This is a genomic window from Chryseobacterium sp. GTID13 (assembly GCF_056172655.1).
Genome location: NZ_JAOCMB010000007.1, coordinates 20,522 through 43,081, shown reverse-complemented (window position 1 = coordinate 43,081; position 22,560 = coordinate 20,522). Strand labels below are relative to the sequence as shown.

The 22,560-nt window shown below is 37.8% G+C and carries 16 protein-coding genes and 3 pseudogenes; 14 read left to right on the top strand and 5 right to left on the bottom strand.

What is annotated here, in order from left to right; genetic code table 11:
• The first annotated feature begins 271 nt into the window (after positions 1-271).
• Both N4G44_RS19295 and N4G44_RS19290 read left to right on the top strand, forming a co-directional pair.
• Positions 272-3,370, top strand: a complete 3,099-nt coding sequence (locus N4G44_RS19295; protein ID WP_474929120.1) for a fibronectin type III domain-containing protein — start codon at positions 272-274, stop codon at positions 3,368-3,370.
• Between the two features lie 234 nt (positions 3,371-3,604).
• Complete coding sequence (locus N4G44_RS19290) at positions 3,605-5,104, top strand: GEVED domain-containing protein (RefSeq protein WP_474929118.1); 1,500 nt, start codon at positions 3,605-3,607, stop codon at positions 5,102-5,104.
• Between the two features lie 163 nt (positions 5,105-5,267).
• On the opposite strand, the gene N4G44_RS19285 is transcribed toward N4G44_RS19290, so the two are convergent.
• Both N4G44_RS19285 and N4G44_RS19280 read right to left on the bottom strand, forming a co-directional pair.
• Positions 5,268-5,426: a hypothetical protein gene (locus tag N4G44_RS19285; protein ID WP_474929117.1), complete on the bottom strand. Its 159-nt coding sequence runs from the start codon at positions 5,424-5,426 to the stop codon at positions 5,268-5,270.
• Positions 5,427-5,471: 45 nt separating this feature from the next.
• Entirely contained in the window at positions 5,472-6,299 is an 828-nt protein-coding gene (locus N4G44_RS19280) for an ion transporter (protein ID WP_474929115.1), read from the bottom strand.
• A gap of 61 nt (positions 6,300-6,360) precedes the next feature.
• On the opposite strand from N4G44_RS19280, the pseudogene N4G44_RS19275 reads away from it, so the two are divergent.
• Positions 6,361-7,457: pseudogene (locus tag N4G44_RS19275) on the top strand (Nif3-like dinuclear metal center hexameric protein).
• A gap of 2 nt (positions 7,458-7,459) precedes the next feature.
• Positions 7,460-8,236: a zinc ribbon domain-containing protein gene (locus tag N4G44_RS19270; protein ID WP_474929113.1), complete on the top strand. Its 777-nt coding sequence runs from the start codon at positions 7,460-7,462 to the stop codon at positions 8,234-8,236.
• Positions 8,237-8,519: 283 nt separating this feature from the next.
• Here N4G44_RS19270 and N4G44_RS19265 read toward each other — a convergent pair.
• A pseudogene (locus tag N4G44_RS19265) lies at positions 8,520-10,297 on the bottom strand (AMP-dependent synthetase/ligase).
• Between the two features lie 266 nt (positions 10,298-10,563).
• Here N4G44_RS19265 and N4G44_RS19260 point away from each other — a divergent pair.
• Both N4G44_RS19260 and N4G44_RS19255 read left to right on the top strand, forming a co-directional pair.
• Positions 10,564-11,703 carry an acyl-CoA dehydrogenase gene (locus N4G44_RS19260; protein ID WP_040995855.1) on the top strand — a complete coding sequence of 380 codons (1,140 nt, stop codon included), beginning with the start codon at positions 10,564-10,566 and terminating at the stop codon, positions 11,701-11,703.
• Positions 11,704-11,724: 21 nt separating this feature from the next.
• Positions 11,725-12,090, top strand: a complete 366-nt coding sequence (locus N4G44_RS19255; protein ID WP_034704893.1) for a hypothetical protein — start codon at positions 11,725-11,727, stop codon at positions 12,088-12,090.
• A gap of 197 nt (positions 12,091-12,287) precedes the next feature.
• Here N4G44_RS19255 and N4G44_RS19250 read toward each other — a convergent pair whose 3' ends face one another.
• Entirely contained in the window at positions 12,288-13,232 is a 945-nt protein-coding gene (locus N4G44_RS19250; RefSeq protein WP_474929111.1) for a DUF4349 domain-containing protein, read from the bottom strand.
• A 601-nt stretch (positions 13,233-13,833) separates the two neighbouring features.
• On the opposite strand from N4G44_RS19250, the gene N4G44_RS19245 reads away from it, so the two are divergent.
• Complete coding sequence (locus tag N4G44_RS19245) at positions 13,834-16,065, top strand: reprolysin-like metallopeptidase (RefSeq protein WP_474929109.1); 2,232 nt, start codon at positions 13,834-13,836, stop codon at positions 16,063-16,065.
• A gap of 61 nt (positions 16,066-16,126) precedes the next feature.
• Here the strand turns inward: N4G44_RS19245 and N4G44_RS19240 are convergent.
• Positions 16,127-17,720, bottom strand: a pseudogene (locus N4G44_RS19240) (peptide chain release factor 3).
• A gap of 389 nt (positions 17,721-18,109) precedes the next feature.
• Between N4G44_RS19240 and N4G44_RS19235 the strand changes: the two are divergent.
• The 7 genes from N4G44_RS19235 to N4G44_RS19205 all read left to right on the top strand — a co-directional run bounded on the left by N4G44_RS19235 (position 18,110) and on the right by N4G44_RS19205 (position 22,488).
• Positions 18,110-18,250 carry a hypothetical protein gene (locus N4G44_RS19235; protein ID WP_474929106.1) on the top strand — a complete coding sequence of 47 codons (141 nt, stop codon included), beginning with the start codon at positions 18,110-18,112 and terminating at the stop codon, positions 18,248-18,250.
• Between the two features lie 160 nt (positions 18,251-18,410).
• The gene (locus N4G44_RS19230; RefSeq protein ID WP_474929103.1) at positions 18,411-18,938 is read left to right on the top strand and encodes a lysostaphin resistance A-like protein; all 528 of its coding nucleotides are present in this window, start codon (positions 18,411-18,413) and stop codon (positions 18,936-18,938) included.
• Between the two features lie 6 nt (positions 18,939-18,944).
• Complete coding sequence (locus tag N4G44_RS19225; RefSeq protein ID WP_474929101.1) at positions 18,945-19,559, top strand: hypothetical protein; 615 nt, start codon at positions 18,945-18,947, stop codon at positions 19,557-19,559.
• Positions 19,560-19,564: 5 nt separating this feature from the next.
• Positions 19,565-20,140 carry an RdgB/HAM1 family non-canonical purine NTP pyrophosphatase gene (gene rdgB / locus N4G44_RS19220; protein ID WP_474929099.1) on the top strand — a complete coding sequence of 192 codons (576 nt, stop codon included), beginning with the start codon at positions 19,565-19,567 and terminating at the stop codon, positions 20,138-20,140.
• An 87-nt stretch (positions 20,141-20,227) separates the two neighbouring features.
• Positions 20,228-21,142, top strand: coding sequence for a ribonuclease Z (locus N4G44_RS19215; protein ID WP_474929096.1), 915 nt, complete (start codon positions 20,228-20,230; stop codon positions 21,140-21,142).
• 7 nt (positions 21,143-21,149) lie between these two features.
• On the top strand, positions 21,150-21,920 hold the full coding sequence (locus tag N4G44_RS19210) for a TIGR02757 family protein (RefSeq protein ID WP_474929094.1): 771 nt from the start codon (positions 21,150-21,152) through the stop codon (positions 21,918-21,920).
• Positions 21,921-21,930: 10 nt separating this feature from the next.
• Complete coding sequence (locus tag N4G44_RS19205; RefSeq protein WP_040995868.1) at positions 21,931-22,488, top strand: DUF1003 domain-containing protein; 558 nt, start codon at positions 21,931-21,933, stop codon at positions 22,486-22,488.
• Positions 22,489-22,560 lie beyond the last annotated feature (72 nt).

Sequence of the window (22,560 nt, the reverse complement as noted above, 5' to 3'; positions counted from 1 at the left end):
TAATTGTTGATAAAAAAATACAAAAAATTATTTTATGTTAAGTCGGAAATTTATCTATTTTTAGTGATTTTTTATTTCAGTATAAGTTATTATATATCAGCGTGTTATATAAATATCAGATATTAGTGATTTAACATTGAAATTAAACGTTTATTTGATTTGTGGTATTAATTACTGGTTTTTAAAGTATTGTATGTAATATTTTAAGATAATTTTTGATTTTTTATGAAATATTTATTTACTTTTACCCTCTAATTTTATTTTACTACATATGAAAAAACTTTTACTAACGTACCTCTCTTTAGTAGGTACATTATTTTCGGCTCAAATCACTTTGGGTTCCGGAACTACTAGTGCCGGGGCATCTACAAGTGCCACGACAGTACCCTGGAGTACCTATTATGGTTATAGCTATGCACAGCAAATTTTAACAAAGACTAATATTAATGCTGATGCAGCAGGAAATATTACCGGATTAAAATTTTATCTTGGAGCTTCATCTGTTATTACAAATTCTAATGATGTTGTAGTTTATTTAGGGCTTACCAGTAAGAATGCTTTTTCGTCTACAACAGACTGGATCCCTACTTCTTCGCTTACACAGGTTTTTGCGGGGACTGTAACAAACAATGCTGGTGTTGTGGAAATTACTCTTCCAACACCTTTTGCTTATGACAATGCTAGTAATCTGGTAATTGCTATAGATGAAAACAAAGCTGGTGATGATGGTGGAGAACGTTTTTATACCTACTCAAGCGGTTCTAATCAGACCTTGTATTACAGAAGCGATAGCACCAATCCCAATCCTGCATCAATTACACAAACAGGAACGAGATCTGCTACACAATCTGTAGTTACATTACTTGGCCTTACTCCTAATCCTGTGCCTCTATGTCCGACTGTATCTGCGCCTGCAGCTGCTGCAACAGGAGTTTCTGTTACCCCCGCTATTACATGGGTAGCCGTGAGTAATGCTACAGGATATAGATTGTCTATCGGTACTACTGCGGGAGGAACTGATGTATTGAACAATTCAGATGTAGGGAACGTTCTTACCTATACTCCTGCAACACCACTAAGTTATAATAAGCAGTATTTCTATACAGTAAGTTCATATAACGGTTCAATTCCATCTGCCGGATGCAGTGAGAGATCTTTTACAACATTAAATATTCCTTGTCCTACGGTTTCTGCACCAGCTTCAGCGGCTACAGGAGTATCTGTTACACCAACTATTACCTGGGGAGCTGTAACAGGAGCTACCGGTTATAAACTGAGAGTAGGGACCACTGCAGGAGGAACTGATATTGTTAATAACGCAGATCTGGGGAATGTAACTTCTTATACATTCAGTTCCCCATTATTAAACAATACAAAATACTATTATAGTGTTAATGCATATGATGGGACTAATACCTCAGCCTCATGCTCTGAAAGAAACTTTACAACTATTTGTGGTGTTTTACCGGCTCCTTTCCTGGAATCATTCAATTCAGGATCTTTACCAAGCTGCTGGGCTAATTCCAGTACAAACAATACAAGTTATGCTTTATGGCAATTTACGGGCACTCAGGATTATGGTACTACAGGTATGGGGGCTTCAGGAACAGTTGCTTTTGTAGATGCATCTTCTCCTTATACAGGGGTTCATGATGTTACTTTAACCTCTCCTCAAATTAGCCTTGCTGGTCTTACAGCTCCTTATGTTCAGTTCAAATGGTTTAAAAATCATTTAAATGGAGCAGGAGGAACCTTGCCAACAGGTTACGATAATAATCAGCTTACTGTGCAGGTGAAAAATGTAACAGGCTCAACATGGGAAACTATCTTCACTTCATCTACCAACAGTTCTGTGTGGAGAACAGAAGGTGTTGCTTTACCTGCTGCCTATAACGGAGCTACTGTGCAGGTAAGATTTGTTGTTGATAAAGATGTTGCAGGTCACGGATATTTCTATGATAACCTATTGCTGGATGATGTAGAAATAAAAGAAATGCCTACATGTTCATCCCCTGTAACTCCCGTAGTTTCAGCAACTACAGTTACAACAGCAACTATTAGCTGGACTGCACCTGCTACTGCGCCAGGAAACGGATATGATATTTACTACAGCACTTCAAGTACAGCTCCTACAGCTGCTTCTACACCGAATATGACTGCTATTTCAGGAACAAGTTATGTAATTAATGATGCTGTTGCGGGTAGTACCTATTACGTTTGGGTAAGATCTCGTTGTTCTGCTAATGATCAAAGTTCTTGGGTAGGGCCGGTTTCTTTTGCTCTTGCACCTGCAAATGACGATTGTTCAGCTGCTGTTGCATTGACAGTAAATCCGGACTATTCATGTGGTACTACTGCTTCAGGAACAACACTGGGTGCTACTCCTTCTACAGAAACTGCACCATCGTGTGCTGCATCTGGAACAAATGATGATGTGTGGTATAAGTTTACAGCTACAAATACTGCACACAGAGTAACACTTTCCAATGTATCAGGATCAACAGATATGGCAATGGCTGCTTATAGCGGTGCTTGTGGAAGCTTGGTACAAGTGATGTGTAGTGATCCTAATACAATGGATTTAACAGGATTGACAGTTGGCCAGGAGTATAAAGTAAGAGTATGGACCTATACTTCAACAACAACTACTACTGCATCATTTACTATTTGTGTAGGAACTCCTCCTCCTCCTCCTGCTAATGATAACTGTTCAGGGGCTATTGCCTTAACTCCAGGAGCTTCATTTGCTCATCATGCTGTAACAGGAAATACTGCAGGTTCAACTAATACACCAGCTTTAACAGCAAGTTGTTTAACTACCCCAACAAACGTGGGAGGAAATGTATGGTATAGTGTAGTGGTGCCGGCTTCAGGTAGCTTAACTATTGAAACAGATGCGGTAACTGGATCTGCACTTGCAGACACTGTAGTTTCAGTATTTGCAGATTGTACAACGACTACTTCTATAGCATGTAATGACGACGATGGAAATGGAAATTTCTCTAAAATTGTATTAACAGGTCAGACACCTGGAGCAATATTGTATATCAGTGTTTGGAGATATTCAACAGCAACAGATGGTCAGTTCCAGGTTTCAGCTTACGATTCATCAATTTTAGCAACATCTGAAGTTTCACAAGCTAAAAATGAGCTTAAAGCATACCCGAATCCTTTTGCAGATGTTCTGAATATTTCAGATATCTCTAAAGTGAAATCAGTATCGGTTGTTGATGTTGCGGGAAGAGTGGTAAAAACTATTGAAAACCCTTCTTCAGCTCTTCAGTTGGGAGATTTAAAACAAGGATTATATCTTGTAACTCTTAATATGAAAGACGGATCAAAACAAACGATCAAAGCGATTAAGAAATAATTTTATTAATCATAATTAAACTCAATAGCAGCCAAAAATGGCTGCTATTTTTTTATGAGTTTTATCTCCTGTTGTAGTTGGGAAGGTTGAAAATTTATTTTAAGACTTCATTTATAGAATTTGAAGTTAAAATATTAATAAAAAGACAGTAAAAAACTGTCTTTTTTTCTGTTTAAATCAAAGGGTTCTTGTATTTTTTTTATTAAATTTGTTTAAACCATAAAATAATTGCATATGAAAAAGATTTTACTTGTGAATTTAATAACGATTAGCACGTGTGCCTTTGCGCAGACCTATTGTACGCCGGAGTTTTCCAGTGGCTGTAGTGGAGGAGATATGATAGACAGTTTTACTATTCCCTCAGCCGGGTTTAGTCATCTTGATACAGGATGTTCTCAGGCAGCATATGCAGATTATACAGCTCAGACCATCAATATGAATGCAGGTGTTAACTATGCCTTCAACATTACTCACGACTACGAAGATCAAAATGTACGGGTCTGGATCGATTTTGATAACAACGGAACCTTTGATGATGCTGCACCTGAGCTGGTAGCTGAAGCTTCCAGTGGAACTGATCTATTTACCAATGGCGTCATAGCAATTCCTTCCACAGTTACACCCGGAACTTACAGGATGAGAGTGGGGGACCGGTACTCAAGCCAGCCTGAGCCTTGTAATACAGCCGGTTATGGCGAAGCCCATGACTATACGGTAGTAATAGGTGCTGCACCAAGCTGCCTGTCACCGGGTAACTTATCTTCCGGCAGTGTTACCTCAAACTCAGCTTCTATTTCCTGGACGGCACCAACCAGTACTGTTGGAGTAGGCTACGAATATTATTATTCTACTACCAATACAGCTCCGGTAAGTACTACTGCTGCAACAGGAAGTGTAGGAGCTTCAACTTTATCTACTCCTTTAAATTCATTGACTGCTGCAACCACCTACTATGTGTGGGTAAGATCCGTATGCAGTGCTGCTGACAGAAGTGGATGGTCCTTAGGAACAACATTCACCACCGACTGTGCTGTTGTAGTGCCTACAACGGCCTACACCAATGATTTCTCCACATTCCCGGGAAATTGCTGGGAGCAGGCTTCAGGCGGAGATGCAACAACAGGGCCTAATGATACAGAAGAATTATGGTATGACGGAGATTTCCTTAATGCGGGAGACGGTAACAACTCTGCTAAAATAAACCTTTATTTTACCGGAACTGCAGCCTGGCTGAAAACCGTACCTTTCAATCTGTCTGCTGGGGGGTATAGAGTTAAATTCGATTATGGAGTTACAGAGTTTTTCGAGACTACACCTTCTGCTATGGGATCTGATGATGTGGTTCAGTTTTTAGTATCCGGTGACGGAGGAACTACATGGACGGTTCTGCAGACATGGAATGCAGCCAATACACCATCCAATGCCTCTACTACTTATTCTTATAATTTAACATCTTATACGGGAGCCAATACAGTCTTTGCATTTTATGCTTCCGACGGAACTGTGAATGACACTGAAGATTACGAATTCTTTATTGATAACTTTAAAGTAGAATCTGCAACACTGGCAACCTCTGAAGTTACTAAAGACAAAGAAGATATTAAGGCTTATCCGAATCCGTTTACTGATGTATTGAATATTTCAAAAGCAGATCTGGTAAAATCAGTATCCGTTTCCGATATTTCAGGACGATTGGTAAAACCATTGAAAATCCATCTTCTGCTCTTCACTTAGGAGACCTGAAGCAAGGATTGTATTTTGTTACTTTAAATATGAAAGACGGATCCAAACAGATGATCAAAGCAATCAAAAAATAATCAGAATAAATAATATATAAGTAAAAAGACGGCACCAGCCGTCTTTTTTATATTACTCATTACTCATCACTCATCATTTATCACTTATTGGGTACCGGTTGTATATCTCCTGTGGTCATATGTTCAAAGACAGCGGGGAAAAACATTACGAGTATAAAATAAATAATGATCATCAGTACAACTAAAGAGAAAAGGATAATGACGAGACTGTTAGGCTTATTTTTCTTTTTTGGTTCCATGATTTTTGTGGTATTGGGTTAATAGATTAATATCGATACCAAATACTAAGCTAATTTCTTGCCACACTGTTTGCAATACCTTGCATCATCATCTATATCTTCATTTCCGCACTGGTCACAGATCTTTTCCAGATTCTGTCTTTTGTTGCGCATTTCTGCCGTTACAATTCCTGTCGGAACAGCAATAATAGAGTAACCGGCAAGCATTAAAATAACGGCGAAAAATTTACCCATCGGAGTGATGGGAGACACATCTCCGTAACCCACAGTTGTTACTGTTACCACTGCCCAGTAAATGGCCTGGGGAATCGTTTCAAAGCCGGGTCTTCCACCTTCCACCATAAACATCAGCGAGCCTACGATCACCGAAAAAATAATGAGGAACAGAAGGAAAATATATATTTTTCTGGAGCTGTTTTTTAAAGCACGGACAATTAGGTAACCGTCATTCATAAAATCCAGAAGATTGAAAATCCTGAAAATTCTCAGCATTCTGAGCATCCTGAAGATCAGGAAATATTTCGTCACAGGAAAAAAGAAACTCAGGTAGAAAGGAACAAGTGCCAGAAAATCGATGATTCCGAAAAAGCTGAAAATATAATTCTTCTTATTTTTTACTACACTGATCCGCATCCAGTATTCAATCGTGAAAAAGATTGAAATAATCCATTCCAGGATCAGAAATGTGTAATGGAATTTTTTGTCAAGTTTGGGAACACTTTCCATCATAATAATGGCAGTGCTTATCAGGATAAGAGATAATAAGGTAATGTCGAATAGCTTACCAAGCTTCGTATCGGCACGGTAGATTACCCTGTAAAGAAATCTTTTCCAAAGCTTGTCTTCAGGAACAAGATTATGTTCTCTTTCCATTTTCAATGTTTTTTAAAATTAACAAATTATCGTTATTTTCGTAGCAAACATACAGAATAAAATGACAATAAGCGAAGTAATTTCAAAAATAGAAACCCGTATTCCCCTGCAGCAGGCAGAAGATTTTGATAATGTAGGATTGCTGTGCGGAGTTCCTGACCGGAATGTCAGCGGAATACTTGTATGTCATGATGCTTTGGAAAATGTTGTGGATGAGGCTATTCAGAAGAACTGTAATCTGATTGTATGTTTTCATCCCATTATTTTCTCCGGATTAAAATCCCTTACTGGTAAAAATTATGTGGAAAAGGCAGTACTGAAAGCTATTGAGAACAAAGTTGCCATTTATGCCATCCACACGGCATTTGACAATGACTTCTTTGGAGTAAATTACGGAATTTGCCGTCAGTTGGGGTTAAAAGACCTGAAAATCCTTCAGCCGAAAAAAATAGCCTGAAACAGTTAAGCGTCTTTGTTCCAAAAGATCATTCTGAAAACGTAAAAGAAGCTCTTTTTGCAGCAGGAGCCGGAAATATAGGCTTTTATGACGAATGCAGTTTTACATTGAACGGAGAAGGAACATTCAGGCCGGTTGAAGGCTCAAATCCTTTCTCAGGGCAACAGGATATCCGTGAAAACGCTGACGAAGATATGATCTCCGTTATTTTTGAAGATTATAAAAAGGGAAAGATTGTTTCTGCCATGAAGGCTGCACACCCGTACGAAGAGGTGGCTTATCAGATTTATCAGCTGGACAACGAGAACCAATATTCCGGCCTGGGAATGTACGGGGAACTTGATGATGAAATGGATGAACAGGATTTTTTAAGAATGGTAAAAGAAAAATTCGGTCTTGAGATCATTAAACATTCCGATTTTACCCATAAAAAAATAAAGAGAGTAGGAGTTCTGGGCGGATCCGGAGCCAGTGGTATAAAAGCTGCTTTATCCCAAAAATGTGATGCTTACCTGACGGGAGATATCAAATACCACGACTATTTTCAGGCAGAATCCAAAATGTTGATCTGTGACATAGGCCATTATGAATCAGAACAATTTGTAACTCAACAATTATTTGAAATTTTGTCACAAAAATTTAGTACATTTGCAATTTCAAAATCTATTGAAAAAACAAACCCAGTAAATTATTTCATTTAAATATGGCAAAAACCAACGATATTTCAGTTGAAGAAAAATTAAGAGCTTTATACGATTTACAGATCATTGATTCAAGATTGGATGAAATCCGAAATACCAGAGGAGAATTGCCAATTGAAGTTGAAGATCTTGAAATTGAGATTGAAGGACTTGAGAAGAGAGCTGAAAAATTTCATGCAGACATTAAAGATCAGGAAGATCAGATCAAAACCAAGCATGAAGTGATTAACCATGCAAAAACTTTAATTGAAAAATACAAATCTCAGCAGGATAATGTAAGAAACAATAAAGAGTTTGAAGCATTAGGAAAAGAAATAGAATTCCAGGATCTGGAAATTCAGCTTGCTGAAAAAAGAATTAAAGAATTCGGGGCTAAAATTGCTCACAAAAATGAAACATTAAGCGAGCTTAATGATAAGATCAGTAATCTGAAAAGCCATTTAAAATTCAAAAAAGAAGAATTGGATGGTCTGATCTCTGAAACTCAGAAAGAAGAAGAATACTTATTGGAACAATCTAAAGAGTTTGCCGGTAAAATTGATGAGAGACTGCTTTCTTCATACAACAGAATCAGAAAAAGCTCTATCAACGGATTAGCTGTTGTAGGTCTGGAAAGAGGAGCACCGAAAGGTTCATTCTTCACTATTCCTCCTCAAAAGCAGATGGAGATCGCCCAAAGAAAGAAAATCATTATTGATGAGCACTCAGGAAAAATCCTTGTAGATGACGAATTGGTAATGGAAGAAAATGAAAAAATGAAATCTGTAATTAAATTTTAATCAGATTTTAAGATAAAAACAGCTTCGGCGGAAACAAAGTTTCCGCCGAAGCTGTTTTTTAATGAAAGGACATAAGCATAGCTTTCTGTATTTAAAAAATGAAACACATTTTTGTTAAGACATTAGAGTAAAGAGTAGAATTATTTAATGTGCTGACGATATCCGGATATAGAAAGGTTTCAGCCCGTTCAAATAAATTAAAAAATCAATCTCCGGTTTTACCAAAAACATAGCCAAGAAACATAAAAAAAGCTGCTTCAGAAACGAAGCAGCTTTCGTATTGTTAGTCATGATGTTCATACATTTTATTGTACAGATCTATGAATTTCTCTTTTATCGCTTTTCTCTTAAGCTTTAAAGTTGGGGTAAGAAGGCCAGTATCAATCGCCCATACTTCAGGGGTAAGCTCAATTTTTTTGATCTTTTCCCAGTTTCCGAGATGCTCATTAATCCCATCTATTTCTTTTTCTATTCTTTCTTTTAATTCAGGGCTTTTGGCAATTTCTGCAGGGGTGGAACCTATATTCAGGTTATTTCTCATGGCCCAGTTTTTGGCAAATTCAAAATCAGGTTGTACCAATGCGCATGGCATTTTTTCGCCATCTCCCACAACCATAATCTGTTCAATGAATTTTGAAGCTTTAGCCTGGTTCTCAATAGTCTGAGGGGCAATGTATTTTCCGCCTGAGGTTTTAAACATTTCCTTTTTACGATCAGTGATCTGAAGGAATCCTTCACTGTCAATATGCCCGATATCTCCTGTTTTAAAATAACCGTCCTCTGTAAAAGCTTCTTTGGTCATCTCATCATTCTTAAAATAGCCTTTGAAGACGGATGGACCTTTTACCGTGATTTCGCCATCTTCCTGAATCTTTACCTGTAAATTATCCAGTGGTCTGCCCACTGTACCGATCTTCATTTTTTCGAAACTGTTTACGGAAATAACCGGAGAGGTTTCTGTTAAACCGTAACCTTCTAAGATAGGGATACCGGCATTCTGAAACATCAGATTCAATCTTGTGGACAGAGCGGCGGAACCGGAAACCAAAGTGACGATTTCTCCTCCCAATCCTTCTCTCCATTTAGAAAATACCAGTTTATCTGCAATGATTCCCTGTAATCCGGAAGGTTTGGAAATGTCTTTTTTCTTACTGATTAAATCTAAAGCCCAGAAGAATATTTTTGATTTAAGCCCGCCGGCTGAAGAACCGGTGTTGTAGATCTTATCATATACTTTTTCTACCAGTCTGGGTACCACACTCATATAATGCGGCTTTACTTCTTTCACATTTTCACCCATTTTATCAATGCTTTCAGCAAAATAAACTGAAAAACCATTGTATTGGAAAAGATAAAAAAGCATCCTTTCAAAAATATGGCATATAGGAAGGAAGCTCAGAACTCTTGTATCCTTGTAATCCAGACTTTTTTCTTAGGAATCCTCGGAACAGAACCTAACACATTGGAAACAATATTATGATGGGTCAGCATCACTCCTTTGGGTCTTCCTGTAGTACCTGAAGTGTAAATAATGGTAGCCAGGTCTTCAGAATTGATGGCATTGGAAAGATCTTCCACCTCAATCTGTGTAGAATCGTCCTCGCCAAGATCCAGGATCTCTTTCCAGTTGGCGGCCCCGCTTATATTATCGAAAGTAAAAATTCCCTGAAGTGAAGGGATATTATGTTTCACCTTCATTACCTTGGCAAGAAGTTCCTTATCGGATACAAAGCAATACTGTATTTCAGCATTATTAAATATAAATTCATAATCTTCAGCAGAAATACTCGGATAAACAGGAACCGAAACTACACCGATCTGGGATAGCCCGAAATCCATCACCGCCCATTCCGTACGGGAATTGGTAGTGATCAGGGCAATCTTGTCACCGGGTTTTATACCCAGCTTCAGTAATCCCCTGGATATTTTATTTCCCTGGTTGATAAACTCCAGTGTTGAAGTTTTTTTCCATTCACCCTGGTATTTAGTCACAAACATGTCCGCTTTAGGAAATTTTTCTAAAGCGTAGTTTGGAATATCGAATAATCTTTTGATTGTCATGATTTTTTAAGCAATTTTTAAAGAATTTTAAATATAAGCATTTTTTTTAATTGTGATCATCACAAATCATCAATCGTGAATTAATTGAATGCCTGCCATAATAATCACAAGAATTCATCATTATTATCTCAAAAATACAGATGTTGGTAAATCATCTATTTTCATCCTGAATTTGAATCTGTACCGCCTTCCAGCCCTAATTTCCAATTCTATTTTCAGGTTTCGTTAAAAAGTGTAAATTTACGGCTATCTAATTATTATTTTTTATGGACTTTAATTTATCGGAAGAACAGCTGATGATTCAGCAGGCTGCAAGAGATTTTGCACAAAATGAACTACTACCTGAAGTTATTGAAAGAGACCGTGATCAGAAATTCCCTACGGAGCAAGTGAAGAAAATGGGTGAAATGGGACTTCTGGGAATGATGGTAGATCCTAAATACGGAGGAGCAGGGATGGACAGCGTTTCTTACGTTCTGGCAATGGAGGAGATCGCAAAAGTAGATGCTTCTGCAGCGGTTGTAATGTCCGTAAATAACTCTCTGGTTTGTGCAGGTCTTGAAAAATTTGCTTCCGAAGAACAAAAAGTGAAATACCTTACCCCTCTTGCGAGCGGAAAAGTTATAGGTGCTTTTGCATTATCCGAGCCTGAAGCAGGTTCTGATGCTACTTCCCAAAAAACAACAGCAGAAGACAAAGGAGATTATTACCTTCTGAATGGTATCAAAAACTGGATTACCAATGGAGGTACTGCTACTTACTATATTGTCATTGCACAGACGGATCCTGAGAAAAAGCATAAAGGAATTAATGCCTTCATCGTTGAAAGAGGATGGGAAGGATTTGAAGTAGGGGTGAAAGAAGACAAACTGGGAATCAGAGGAAGTGATACGCACTCTTTGATCTTCAATAATGTAAAAGTACCGAAAGAAAACAGAATCGGGGAAGACGGATTCGGATTCAATTTTGCCATGGCAGTATTGAATGGAGGAAGAATAGGTATTGCTTCTCAGGCATTGGGTATTGCTTCAGGTGCTTACGAATTGGCTCTGAAATATGCTAAAACAAGAAAAGCTTTCAAAACTGAGATCATCAACCACCAGGCGATTGCTTTTAAATTGGCAGATATGGCTACTCAGATTACGGCGGCAAGAATGTTGTGCTTCAAAGCTGCATGTGAGAAAGATGCAGGTAAAGATATCTCTGAAAGCGGTGCAATGGCCAAATTATATGCTTCTCAGGTGGCTATGGATACGACTATTGAAGCCGTACAGATCCACGGTGGATACGGATATGTGAAAGAATACCACGTAGAAAGAATGATGAGAGATGCGAAAATCACGCAGATCTACGAAGGTACTTCTGAAATCCAGAAAATTGTGATTTCCAGAAGCATCGCTAAATAATAACTATAAAACACACTTCTTATGAAAAAAACTTTGTGGATCAGCCTCGGTGTAATTCTTCTTCTGATAGGAGTAACGGTATGGTATAAATATTATTTCGTCTTCGGGGAAGGAGTGAAGTCTGGCTATCTGAATTATGCCATGAAAAAAGGCTATGTTTTCAAAACATATGAAGGAAAACTCATTCAGGAAGGTTTTGGAAAAGGAAAGACCGGAACCATTACAAGCTATGAATTTGAATTTTCTGTAGAAGATCCTGAAATTTTCAAGCAGCTGGAGACCAACAGCGGCAAAACTTTCGATCTTCATTACAAAGAATACAATGGCGCGCTTCCGTGGAGAGGAAACACAAAGTTTATCGTAGACAAAGTAGTGAATATGAAATAGTGAAAGGCTCCCAATCGGGAGCCTTTCCATTTACAAACCACTTTTATAATATACATTTAACCAAGGTAAAGTCGGTTGATTAAATTACATACTTATTAAAATCAGATATTCTACAAGCTGTCATACAGCCTCAATTGCGAATGCTTAAAGATACGAAGAAGCTATCCTACAGGGATTTGATTTTTATTAAAATAAAATTATTGAGGGTTGCCAGTCGATTGATTATTTCTCTTCTTGAAAAAATAATATCCTATGCCACCGATCAGGAATAAAGGCCATAATGGAAGGATAAATAAGAATACAGAAGTGATCACATTCCAACCGGAGGAAACTGCTGCCAAAGATTTTTCACCGAAAGTTTCAGGAGCTTTTTTATGCTCTGACTGATCTGTGAGGGTCAGGGTTATGGTACATAACGTATTTTCTGCATAGCTGTCTCCGGAAGTCTGTATGCTCTTGGTCTCAATATCACCGATATCACTCAGGTCATTCATTAAGCCGTCAAAATTCTGCATCGGAACCTTAATATCCATATAGTATACTCTCTGGCTGTTTTCGTCGTAAGAGCTTCTGTTGGCTGGTTCTGTAGCAATATAGGAAAGCTCTTCACTTTTTATAAAACCGTTATTCTTTACCGTCTCTTCCTTTACAAGTTCCTTTACGGTTTCCGCATTGTCCGCTTTTACTGAAAGAATAGCGGTTTTCACCATCTTATTTTTGAGCTCATAAGCATCATTCTGAGGTTTCTCCCTGTAAACAATTTTTGTTTCTTTAATAACTTTTGGAGCCGGGACATTCACCACAATTTTTTCGGCTTTTTTCTCTGCCGAATCCTTTTTTTCGATCTTTGATTCCAGTTTTATGGAAGAAATTTTATCAGATAAGGAGTCAACCATTTTGGAGGTATTTTCTATTTTCTGCTGAATTTCACCTTTAGTATCATCAAAGTCTTTTATCCTGACATTGGCCGAATCTAAAACTTTATCCGCAGTATTGCTTATGGAACTTATGGTTTCATTCACAGCAGCAGCTGTACTGTCTGACGCATGTATAGTATCTTCTATCTGGGATTTTGTTGCTTCTGCCTTTTTGCACATAATGAAAGTGCCGGATACAGCTACCAGTAATATGAACTTTTTCATAACATTAATTTTGATGAAGTAAAATTAGTGGTGGAACGGAAGCATACTTTTGTAAATAGAAAGTATTGTTCTGGTAAAATTTTAATAAATTGAAAATCAATTTATTGAACTTATTTTACAAAAGATTTACAAAAACAAATTGAATGAAAATTATTTTCAACAATAAATTAAATGATTATTTTTTTATAATCATCAGGTTGAAAAAATAAAGCTTTATAAAAAATACATAGAATAACAATCTGTTTTATTCATTATTGTCTTGTATTTTTCCTAGTGAATAATGGTAACGGGTTATATTTTTTGTGATTGTTTTATAATAAATTTAACATTTTTTTGAAAAATAACATTCAAATGCTGATTATGAATATTATAATATTTACATTTGCTTTTTAAGATTTTATAATGAAAGACGTGTGTTTTGTTCTCGTTTTTAATAGCGCAATCATCCACATTTGTTGATGATGAAATTATATTATTTAATATTAAAAAGATTAATAACCGTAATAATAAGTTTAAAAAAGAAAAACTATATGAAAAAACAAATACTTTTGATGGGGATATTTCTTATTTCCAATGTTTTTTTTGCACAAACAAGCCGGCTTTGGAAAGAAGTGTCTCAAAAAATACTTCTGAAATCTTTGAAAATAAGACCAGCATTCTTCACCCAAGAATCTATAGTCTTGATTTTGATAATTTAAAGAATGCTTTGGCGAAAGCACCCAAAAGATTTGCAGCTAAAGGAAAGTCTGATATTATTATTTCTTTCCCGAATTCCAATGGCGAGTTTGAAAATTTCAAAGTAAGAGAAAACTCAAATTTCGATCCTGAATTGGCAGCAAAATACCCGGATATTAAATCTTATGTCGGGGTAGGTGAGGACGACCCTGGTTCTACCATTTATTTCAGTACTTCACCACTGGGATTATCTTCAATGGAGATTTATGGAAACAAATCGGCGGTTTTTATCGAGCCCTATACGAAAGACCTTTCAACCTATGTCGTTTATAAAAAATCAGACAAAAAAGAGAGTTTAGATAAATTTGAATGTACGGTGCTTGATGTGGCTCAAAAAGGTCTGAATAATTCTGATCTTACCGCAAGACCCAATGCTGATGACGGAAAATTAAGAACTTTCAGGTTAGCCTTATCCTGTACAGGTGAATATACAACCTATTTCGGAGGAACAGTAGTGGGTGCACTGGCAGCGATGAATAATACAATGACTCGTGTAAACGGGGTTTTTGAAAAAGATTTCTCTGCAAGAATGGTCATTATTGCCAACAATAATACTGTAATTTATACGAATGCAGCTACGGATCCTTATTCCCCTTCAGCTCAAATGAATAACTGGAATGCTGAGTTACAGAGTAATTTAACTGCGACGATTGGAGAAGCAAACTACGATATCGGCCATTTATTCGGAGCAACCGGTGGTGGTGGAAATGCTGGTTGTATTGGCTGCGTTTGTACCAATGGATCAAAAGGAAGTGGATATACTTCGCCGGCAGATGGTATTCCATCTGGTGATAATTTTGATATTGATTATGTTGCCCATGAAATGGGGCATCAGTTTGGAGGGAACCATACATTTTCTCACAATATTGAATCAGCAGGGGTAAATATGGAGCCCGGTTCAGGGTCTACCATTATGGGATATGCAGGGATTACCAACCAGGATGTGCAACAACATTCAGATCCGTTTTTCCATGCTATAAGCATTCAGCAGATTACCAATAACATTAAAACAAAAACCTGCCCGGTAGTTACCAATACCGGAAATACGATTCCTACAGCTGATGCAGGATTAGATTATATCATTCCGAAGGGCACTCCATTTGTGCTTACAGGAACAGGTACTGACGGAGATGGAGATACTTTGACCTATATCTGGGAGCAAATGGATAAAGCCGTTTCCGGGCAAACCGGAGCAAACTCTGCGGCAACTGCAACAAAAGCTTCTGGTCCTACTTTCAGATCCTGGACTCCGCAAACTACTCCTGTCAGATATTTTCCAGCAATGACTTCGGTATTAGCTGGAAGCACGACCACTCAAGGTTCAGAAATTGCTGTAGAAGCTTTATCGAATGTTGCGAGAACCTATAACTTCAGGTTTACTACTCGTGACAACAGAGCGGGAGGTTCTGGAAACAATTCTGATGATATGGTAGTTACAGTAAATGCAGCTGCAGGCCCGTTTAACGTAACTTCACAAAACACTACCGGAGTTGTTTGGACTCAGGGTCAGTCGTATCCAATTACATGGGATGTAGCCAATACAACAGCGGCACCGATAAGCGCACCTAATGTAACAATCCTGTTGTCAAAAGACGGAGGTCTTACGTTCTCAACTGTTTTGGTGGCAAGCACTCCTAATACAGGTTCTTATAATTATACTGTTCCGGGCGGTCTTGGTACCATTACCAATAATGCCAGAATTATGGTGAAAGCTGCTAATAATATATTCTTTAATGTCAATTTAAAGAACTTTACAATTAATTCATCAGCGGTAGTAGATCCGGGACCAGATCCAAGAAATCCGGTAATACCTACAAGAGTATACCAGGGGCTGATGATCTATCCTGTACCTTCCAATGATGGATATGTTTATATCAAAGCAGATTTCCCAAGACAGGTTCCCCTTCGTCCGTACGTTGTTACTTACGAAATATTTTCAATGGATGGAAAACTGATTGTTCCTAAAAAGACCAAATATATATTTGATGAACTTCTGGAGCAGATTAACTTAAAACATTTACCTACCGAATCCTATATGATTCATGTTACCGTAGATGGGGAAAAAATTGTTAAGAAACTAATGATGGTACCTAGATAACAGATCATCACAATAAATAAAAAAACCGTTCTTCTGAACGGTTTTTTGTTTTTATCACAATTTAGCTTTGTTGAAATTCGCTTATAAAATGCAGTTTCACATTCGGGAACTTTTCCTGCGTCATATGAATAGTGAACGAAGAATCTGCAAGGAATACAAGCTGGTTATACTTATCTCTTGCAAGGAAACGCTGCTTTAATCTTGCAAATTCCTTAAACTCTTCAGACTTTTCATCAGCTTCCACCCAGCATGCTTTATGCATGGAAAGAGGCTCATATGTACATTTGGCGCCATATTCATGCTCCAGACGGTACTGGATAACCTCATACTGAAGCGCACCAACCGTTCCGATGATCTTTCTGTTGTTCATTTCCAGGGTAAATAACTGGGCAACCCCTTCATCCATAAGCTGGTCAATACCTTTTGCCAGCTGCTTGGCTTTAAGAGGATCATTGTTGTTGATATAACGGAAATGTTCAGGTGAGAAGCTCGGAATTCCTTTGAAGCTCAGTTTTTCTCCTCCTGTCAATGTATCCCCAATTCTGAAGCTTCCTGTATCATGAAGTCCTACGATGTCTCCCGGGAAACTTTCGTCCACCACCTCTTTTTTGTCGGCGAAGAAAGCATTAGGAGAAGAGAATTTCATTTTTTTGCCTTCTCTTACCAGTAGATAGTTTTCATTTCTTTTAAATGTTCCCGAAACGATTTTTACAAAGGCAAGTCGGTCCCTGTGTTTAGGATCCATATTCGCGTGAATTTTGAAAACGAATCCGGTAAAATTAGTCTCTTCCGGTTTCACAATACGTACATCACTTTCTTTAGGCTGAGGCATCGGAGCAATTTCAATGAATGCATCCAATAGCTCACGGACTCCAAAATTATTTAAAGCCGAACCAAAGAAAACCGGCTGCAAATCACCGTTCATATAATCTTCACGGTTGAATTCAGGATACACAGACTGAACAAGCTCAAGCTCGTCTCTCAGATTCTGTGCAGCTTTTTCGCCGATTACCTCATCTATTGAAGGATCATTGATATCGTCAAATTTTATAGTTTCACCTACTTTTTGTTTCTTTTCTTCCAGAAACAGCTGGATATTGTTCTCCCAGATATTGTAAATTCCCTGGAAATCACTTCCCATACCGATTGGAATAGATAGCGGAACCACTCTTAGTCCTAATTTCTGCTCAACCTCATCCAAAAGATCAAACGCATCTTTACCCTCACGGTCAAGTTTATTGATGAATACCAGCATCGGGATGTTTCTCATCCTGCAGACCTTCACCAGTTTTTCAGTCTGTTCCTCAACCCCTTTGGCAACGTCAATCACAACGATTACAGAATCTACAGCTGTTAAGGTTCTGTAGGTATCTTCAGCGAAATCTTTGTGACCCGGTGTATCCAGGATGTTGATTTTGTGGTCTCTGTATTCAAAAGCCAATACGGAAGTCGCCACGGAGATCCCTCTCTGTCTTTCGATTTCCATAAAGTCGGAGGTAGCTCCTTTTTTATTTTATTGGACTTTACCGCACCGGCTTCCTGGATAGCACCCCGAAAAGCAGCAGCTTTTCTGTAAGGGTTGTCTTTCCGGCATCCGGGTGGGAAATAATCCCGAAAGTCTTTCTTTTTTGTATTTCTTTGATTAAGTCTGACATAGTGTATTTTGAAGTTGCAAAAATCGGGATTTTTTACGAGGTTTCAAATAATTTGAGAGAATAAGTTGTGGGATTCGGGTTACGGTTGCGAGTTGCGGGTTTCGAGTTTGTGGCTCAGAAGTGTATAACCCAATAAGTAATGAATGAACAACAAATATTAGTTGGCTGAGGCTCTCGAAGCCAACGGCAATGAAGCAAAATTGAATAATTTATATTTTCATCAAAGCCATCAAACTCTAAAACACTTAATCTTTAAAACTTTTCAACAGTGAAAACCCAGAACTCGAAACCCGCACCCCGAAACCTGTATCCAAGAATTTCCCTTTTTAGTTGCCTAAGGCTTTCAAAAAAATTACCTTTGTTTTTATAAACTTTTTACAGAGAAAAGTATGGAAAATAGCAGGTATCCGAAGTTTACCTTTACATGGATAGGCGGTCTTGTTTTACTGGCAGGGTTATTTATAGGAACAATGGCTGTTTCTTTTTCGGCAGTTTCTGGAAAATTGCTTTCAGGGAAAATCTCGAACTGAAAGATTGGTTTCTGATGGTGACCAATGCAGCCGGATTCTTAACTGCTATTGCCTTTTTTGATTTTTTTATCGTAAGACCTTCCACCGGAAAAAACTGAACTTCAATTTTTCACCAACGAATTTTTATACCTACCTCCTGATATTTCCTATGATGATCGGGATGATGTTTATTTCAGAATTTATCACCTCTCTCATACCGACTACAGGCCCTTTCTGGGGAAAATATTATGAATTTTTCTCACAGCTTATGGAGCAGTTGACCTTTGAACCGGTAGTTATGATCATCATGACTGTGATTATGGCACCTATTTTTGAAGAAATTATTTTCAGGGGAATTATTCAGAAAGGACTCATGAATAAAGGAGTAGATCCCAGGAGAGCTATTGTCTATGCCTCCATTATCTTTGGACTGGTTCATGCCAATCCATGGCAGTTTGTAGGAGCAGTATTACTGGGATGTGTATTGGGGCTGGTGTATTACAAAACAAAATCATTGCTGCTGCCAATGTTGCTGCATGGGTTTAACAATCTGTGTTCTTCATTGCTGGTCACTTATACCAAAAGCGAAAGCTTTGCCGATGCTTTTAAAATTTCCGAATGGGTTATTTTAGCTGCCGGAATTGTACTTTTTTCTTTGTTTTATTATCTTTTTACGGTAAGGAACAAAGTACACTATACTGAAATGTAACTTTTCATGATAAAGCAGATCGGTAACTTTTCAATTGAAGAAAATGAAGAAATAGTTTCATTGCATTATTCTCTCTCGAAAAAAGACTGGATTGATTTTGCTGTTAAACTTACCATAGCCATACTACCTCTATCAATAGGTTCCCTTTTTCTATATGGGGCTGTTTATAAAAATACAATATTGGAACTGGTTATAGGTGCAGGGTTTCTTATTGCAGGGTGTGTGTTTTTTATTGATGCTGTTTCTATGATTATCAGAGTCAGAAGAAATATTGTCAGAATTTTAAAAAAAGAGGGAAAACTTGTTCACAGAAAAACATTACTTATATCGGACACCTATGAACTTCAGGATATTAAAGAATTCATCATATCCGGCAAAGATGAACAGGCTTATATTAGAAAAAAATCGATAAGAAGGATGTATGGAACCATCGAAATAAGACTGAGGAATAATATGATAAAACCGGTTCTGATTATCAATCCGACAAAGATTTTCCGAACCTTTAACGATAGTTCAGATAAGGCGGATCTACGAAACGAAGCTAAAGATATAATTAAGGAATTAAACAGATATATTAAAGCAGAGTACAAGATAAAAAACTTCAAGATAGAAAATTTTTAGAAATAATGGAATTATTAGTTGCTACCCATAACGAACACAAAAAAGAAGAAATACAACAGATCTTAGGAAACGATTTTACCGTAAAAAGCCTTACAGATTATGATATTCACGAAGAGATTGTAGAAGATGGCGATTCTTTCAATGCGAATGCCCTGATCAAAGCGAAATATTGTTTCGAAAAAACCGGAATTCCCAGCTTAGGAGACGATAGTGGGCTTGTTGTAGAGGCTCTGGATGGCAGACCGGGAATTTTCTCTGCCCGCTATGCAGGAGACCATGATTTTGCAAAAAATATCGAAAAGGTTTTAAGCGAGCTGGAAGGTCAGGAAAATAGAAAAGCTTATTTCATTACTGTTCTTTGCTATTATGACGAAAATGGTGCCCGCTATTTTGAAGGAAGAGTACACGGAAATTTACTTACAGAAAATAAAGGACACAAAGGGTTCGGTTACGATCCTATTTTCGTTCCTGAAGGTTATGACAGAACTTTTGCGGAAATGAATCCTGAAGATAAAAATAAGATCAGCCACCGCAAACAGGCATTAGACCTCTTTCTGGACTTCTTAAAAGTAAAAGAATAATATTCTATGCTTTTCAGCATTTAAACCTGAATCTTTAAATTTATGTTTAGATTTTCTGTCGTACATTTGTTACAATAAACTATTGATTTGAGTACTTATTTAACGATATTAGGCTTCAATTCGGCTATTCCGACCATTAATTCTTCACCTACGGCACAGCTGCTGGAAATGGAAGAAAGACACTTCCTGATCGATTGTGGAGAAGGAACCCAGGTACAGCTAAGAAAAGCGAAAGCGAGATTTTCAAAGATCAATCATATCTTTATATCACATCTTCACGGGGATCACTGTTTTGGTCTTCCGGGTCTCATTGCCTCCTTCCGTTTGTTGGGGAGAGATATTCCCCTGCATGTTTACGGGCCGAAAGGAATCAAGAAAATGCTGGAAACCATCTTTACCATTACAGAAACGCACAGGGGTTTTGAAGTGATTTATCATGAGCTGGATAAAGATTATTCTGAAAAGATCTATGAGGACAGCAGGGTAGAAGTATATACCATTCCATTGGATCACAGGATATACTGCAACGGATATCTTTTTAAAGAAAAACCCAAAGACAGGCACCTGAATATGAAGGAAATTGCCAAGTACAGCGAAATAGAAACCTGCGATTATCACAATATAAAAGCAGGAAAAGATGTTATTTTGAAGGATGGGTATGTCCTTAAAAATGAAGTGCTGACCCTGGATCCAGCACCTCCTGTTTCCTATGCCTTCTGCAGCGATACCCGGTATCTTGAAACAGTGATCCCGATCATTAAAAATGTAACCGCCCTGTATCACGAATCCACCTTCCTTCACGATCTGAAAGAAATGGCAGACTATACGGGACACTCCACTGCTTTGGAAGCAGCAATGATCGCTCAGAAAGCCGAAGTGGGAAAACTGATCCTGGGACATTTTTCAAACCGGTATGCAGACCTGACAGTGTTTACTGATGAGGCAAGAAATGTTTTTCCCAATACCTTTCTACCAAAAGCACTGGAAAGCGTAAAAATTTAGAACCTGTATGCTTAATTTTGAAGAACTAAAAAGCTTTTTGAATGAAAAGGCAGATCAGTACAACAGTCCTGACTTTATTGAAGATGATCCTATACAGATTCCGCACCGTTTCAGCTTAAAACAGGATATCGAAATTGCAGGTTTTCTGGCAGCCACTATTTCATGGGGAAACCGGAAATCCATCATCCGGTCAGCAGATAAAATGCTGGATATCATGGGAAATTCTCCTTATGATTTCGTGTTGAACCATTCTGAAAAGGACCTGGAAACTCTTCAGGACAAAAGCATTCACAGAACATTCAACGGTGAGGATTTTGCTTACTTCATCAGGCAGTTCCATAAAATCTATAAAGAAAATGAAAGTCTGGAAAACCTATTCCTTGTAAAAGATCAGGAGACGAATTTCCAACATGCTATTGAAAGATTCAGAAGCAGTTTCCTGGAAACAGAAAAGCACAGGAGCCATAAACATGTCAGCTCTCCTTATAAAAACTCTTCCTCCAAAAGGATCATTATGTTTTTACGATGGATGGTGAGGAAAGACAAACGTGGCGTGGATTTTGGTATTTGGGAGAATATAGACCAGAAACACCTTTCGATTCCGTTAGATGTACATACCGGGAATATTTCCAGAAAGCTCGGACTGGTTTTCAGAACTCAGAACGACTGGAAAACCGTGGAAGAACTGGATGCTGCCATCAGGAAATTCGATGAAAATGATCCGGCAAAGTATGATTTTGCCCTGTTTGGTCTTGGAGTAACCAAAGAACTTTTATAACACAGAAAAGATGAAAAAGGAAAAAGAAAAAACAGAAGCTTTAGAGAAAATAGCCAATGGTATTACTTGGTGGGTGGGATCTATCCCTTCACTTATTGTTCATACCTTATTTTTTATCATCTCATTTCTTCTGCCCATGCTCAATATTGTTGAGTTTGATAAAATGCTTCTGATCCTTACCACAGTAGTCTCTTTAGAAGCAATTTATCTGGCTATTTTCATTCAGATGTCTGTCAACAAGAGCCATGAAAAGATCGAAGATATCCAGGAAGATATCGAAGAGATCAGTGAAGACATTGAAGACATTCAGGAAGATATCGAAGAGATCAGCGAAGACATTGAAGAGATCAGTGAGGATATCGAGGAGATCAACGAGGACATTGAAGATATCCAGGAAGACATTGAGGAAATCAACGAGGATGAAGATGATGAAGACCATAATGAAAGAGCCAAAAATGTAATGCTCAAAAGTAATGTGAGTTCCAACAAAAATGAAATCAAGGCTTTGAAAGATATTATCAGCCAGCTTCAGACAGAAATAGAGCAGCTGAAAAAAGACAATGAATAAAAAAGAATAATTTTCTTAAAAGTAAGCAGACTGGTTAATATATCCGGTCTGTTTTTGTTTTAATATGAAAAA

Bases quoted from the DNA above. Each gene is read 5' to 3' on its own strand.
- N4G44_RS19295 (WP_474929120.1), top strand. From the start codon at position 272: ATGAAAAAACTTTTACTAACGTACCTCTCTTTAGTAGGTACATTATTT.
- N4G44_RS19290 (WP_474929118.1), top strand. From the start codon at position 3,605: ATGAAAAAGATTTTACTTGTGAATTTAATAACGATTAGCACGTGTGCC.
- N4G44_RS19285 (WP_474929117.1), bottom strand. From the start codon at position 5,426: ATGGAACCAAAAAAGAAAAATAAGCCTAACAGTCTCGTCATTATCCTT.
- N4G44_RS19280 (WP_474929115.1), bottom strand. From the start codon at position 6,299: ATGGAAAGAGAACATAATCTTGTTCCTGAAGACAAGCTTTGGAAAAGA.
- N4G44_RS19270 (WP_474929113.1), top strand. From the start codon at position 7,460: ATGGCAAAAACCAACGATATTTCAGTTGAAGAAAAATTAAGAGCTTTA.
- N4G44_RS19260 (WP_040995855.1), top strand. From the start codon at position 10,564: ATGGACTTTAATTTATCGGAAGAACAGCTGATGATTCAGCAGGCTGCA.
- N4G44_RS19255 (WP_034704893.1), top strand. From the start codon at position 11,725: ATGAAAAAAACTTTGTGGATCAGCCTCGGTGTAATTCTTCTTCTGATA.
- N4G44_RS19250 (WP_474929111.1), bottom strand. From the start codon at position 13,232: ATGAAAAAGTTCATATTACTGGTAGCTGTATCCGGCACTTTCATTATG.
- N4G44_RS19235 (WP_474929106.1), top strand. From the start codon at position 18,110: ATGGAAAATAGCAGGTATCCGAAGTTTACCTTTACATGGATAGGCGGT.
- N4G44_RS19230 (WP_474929103.1), top strand. From the start codon at position 18,411: ATGATGTTTATTTCAGAATTTATCACCTCTCTCATACCGACTACAGGC.
- N4G44_RS19225 (WP_474929101.1), top strand. From the start codon at position 18,945: ATGATAAAGCAGATCGGTAACTTTTCAATTGAAGAAAATGAAGAAATA.
- rdgB (WP_474929099.1), top strand. From the start codon at position 19,565: ATGGAATTATTAGTTGCTACCCATAACGAACACAAAAAAGAAGAAATA.
- N4G44_RS19210 (WP_474929094.1), top strand. From the start codon at position 21,150: ATGCTTAATTTTGAAGAACTAAAAAGCTTTTTGAATGAAAAGGCAGAT.
- N4G44_RS19205 (WP_040995868.1), top strand. From the start codon at position 21,931: ATGAAAAAGGAAAAAGAAAAAACAGAAGCTTTAGAGAAAATAGCCAAT.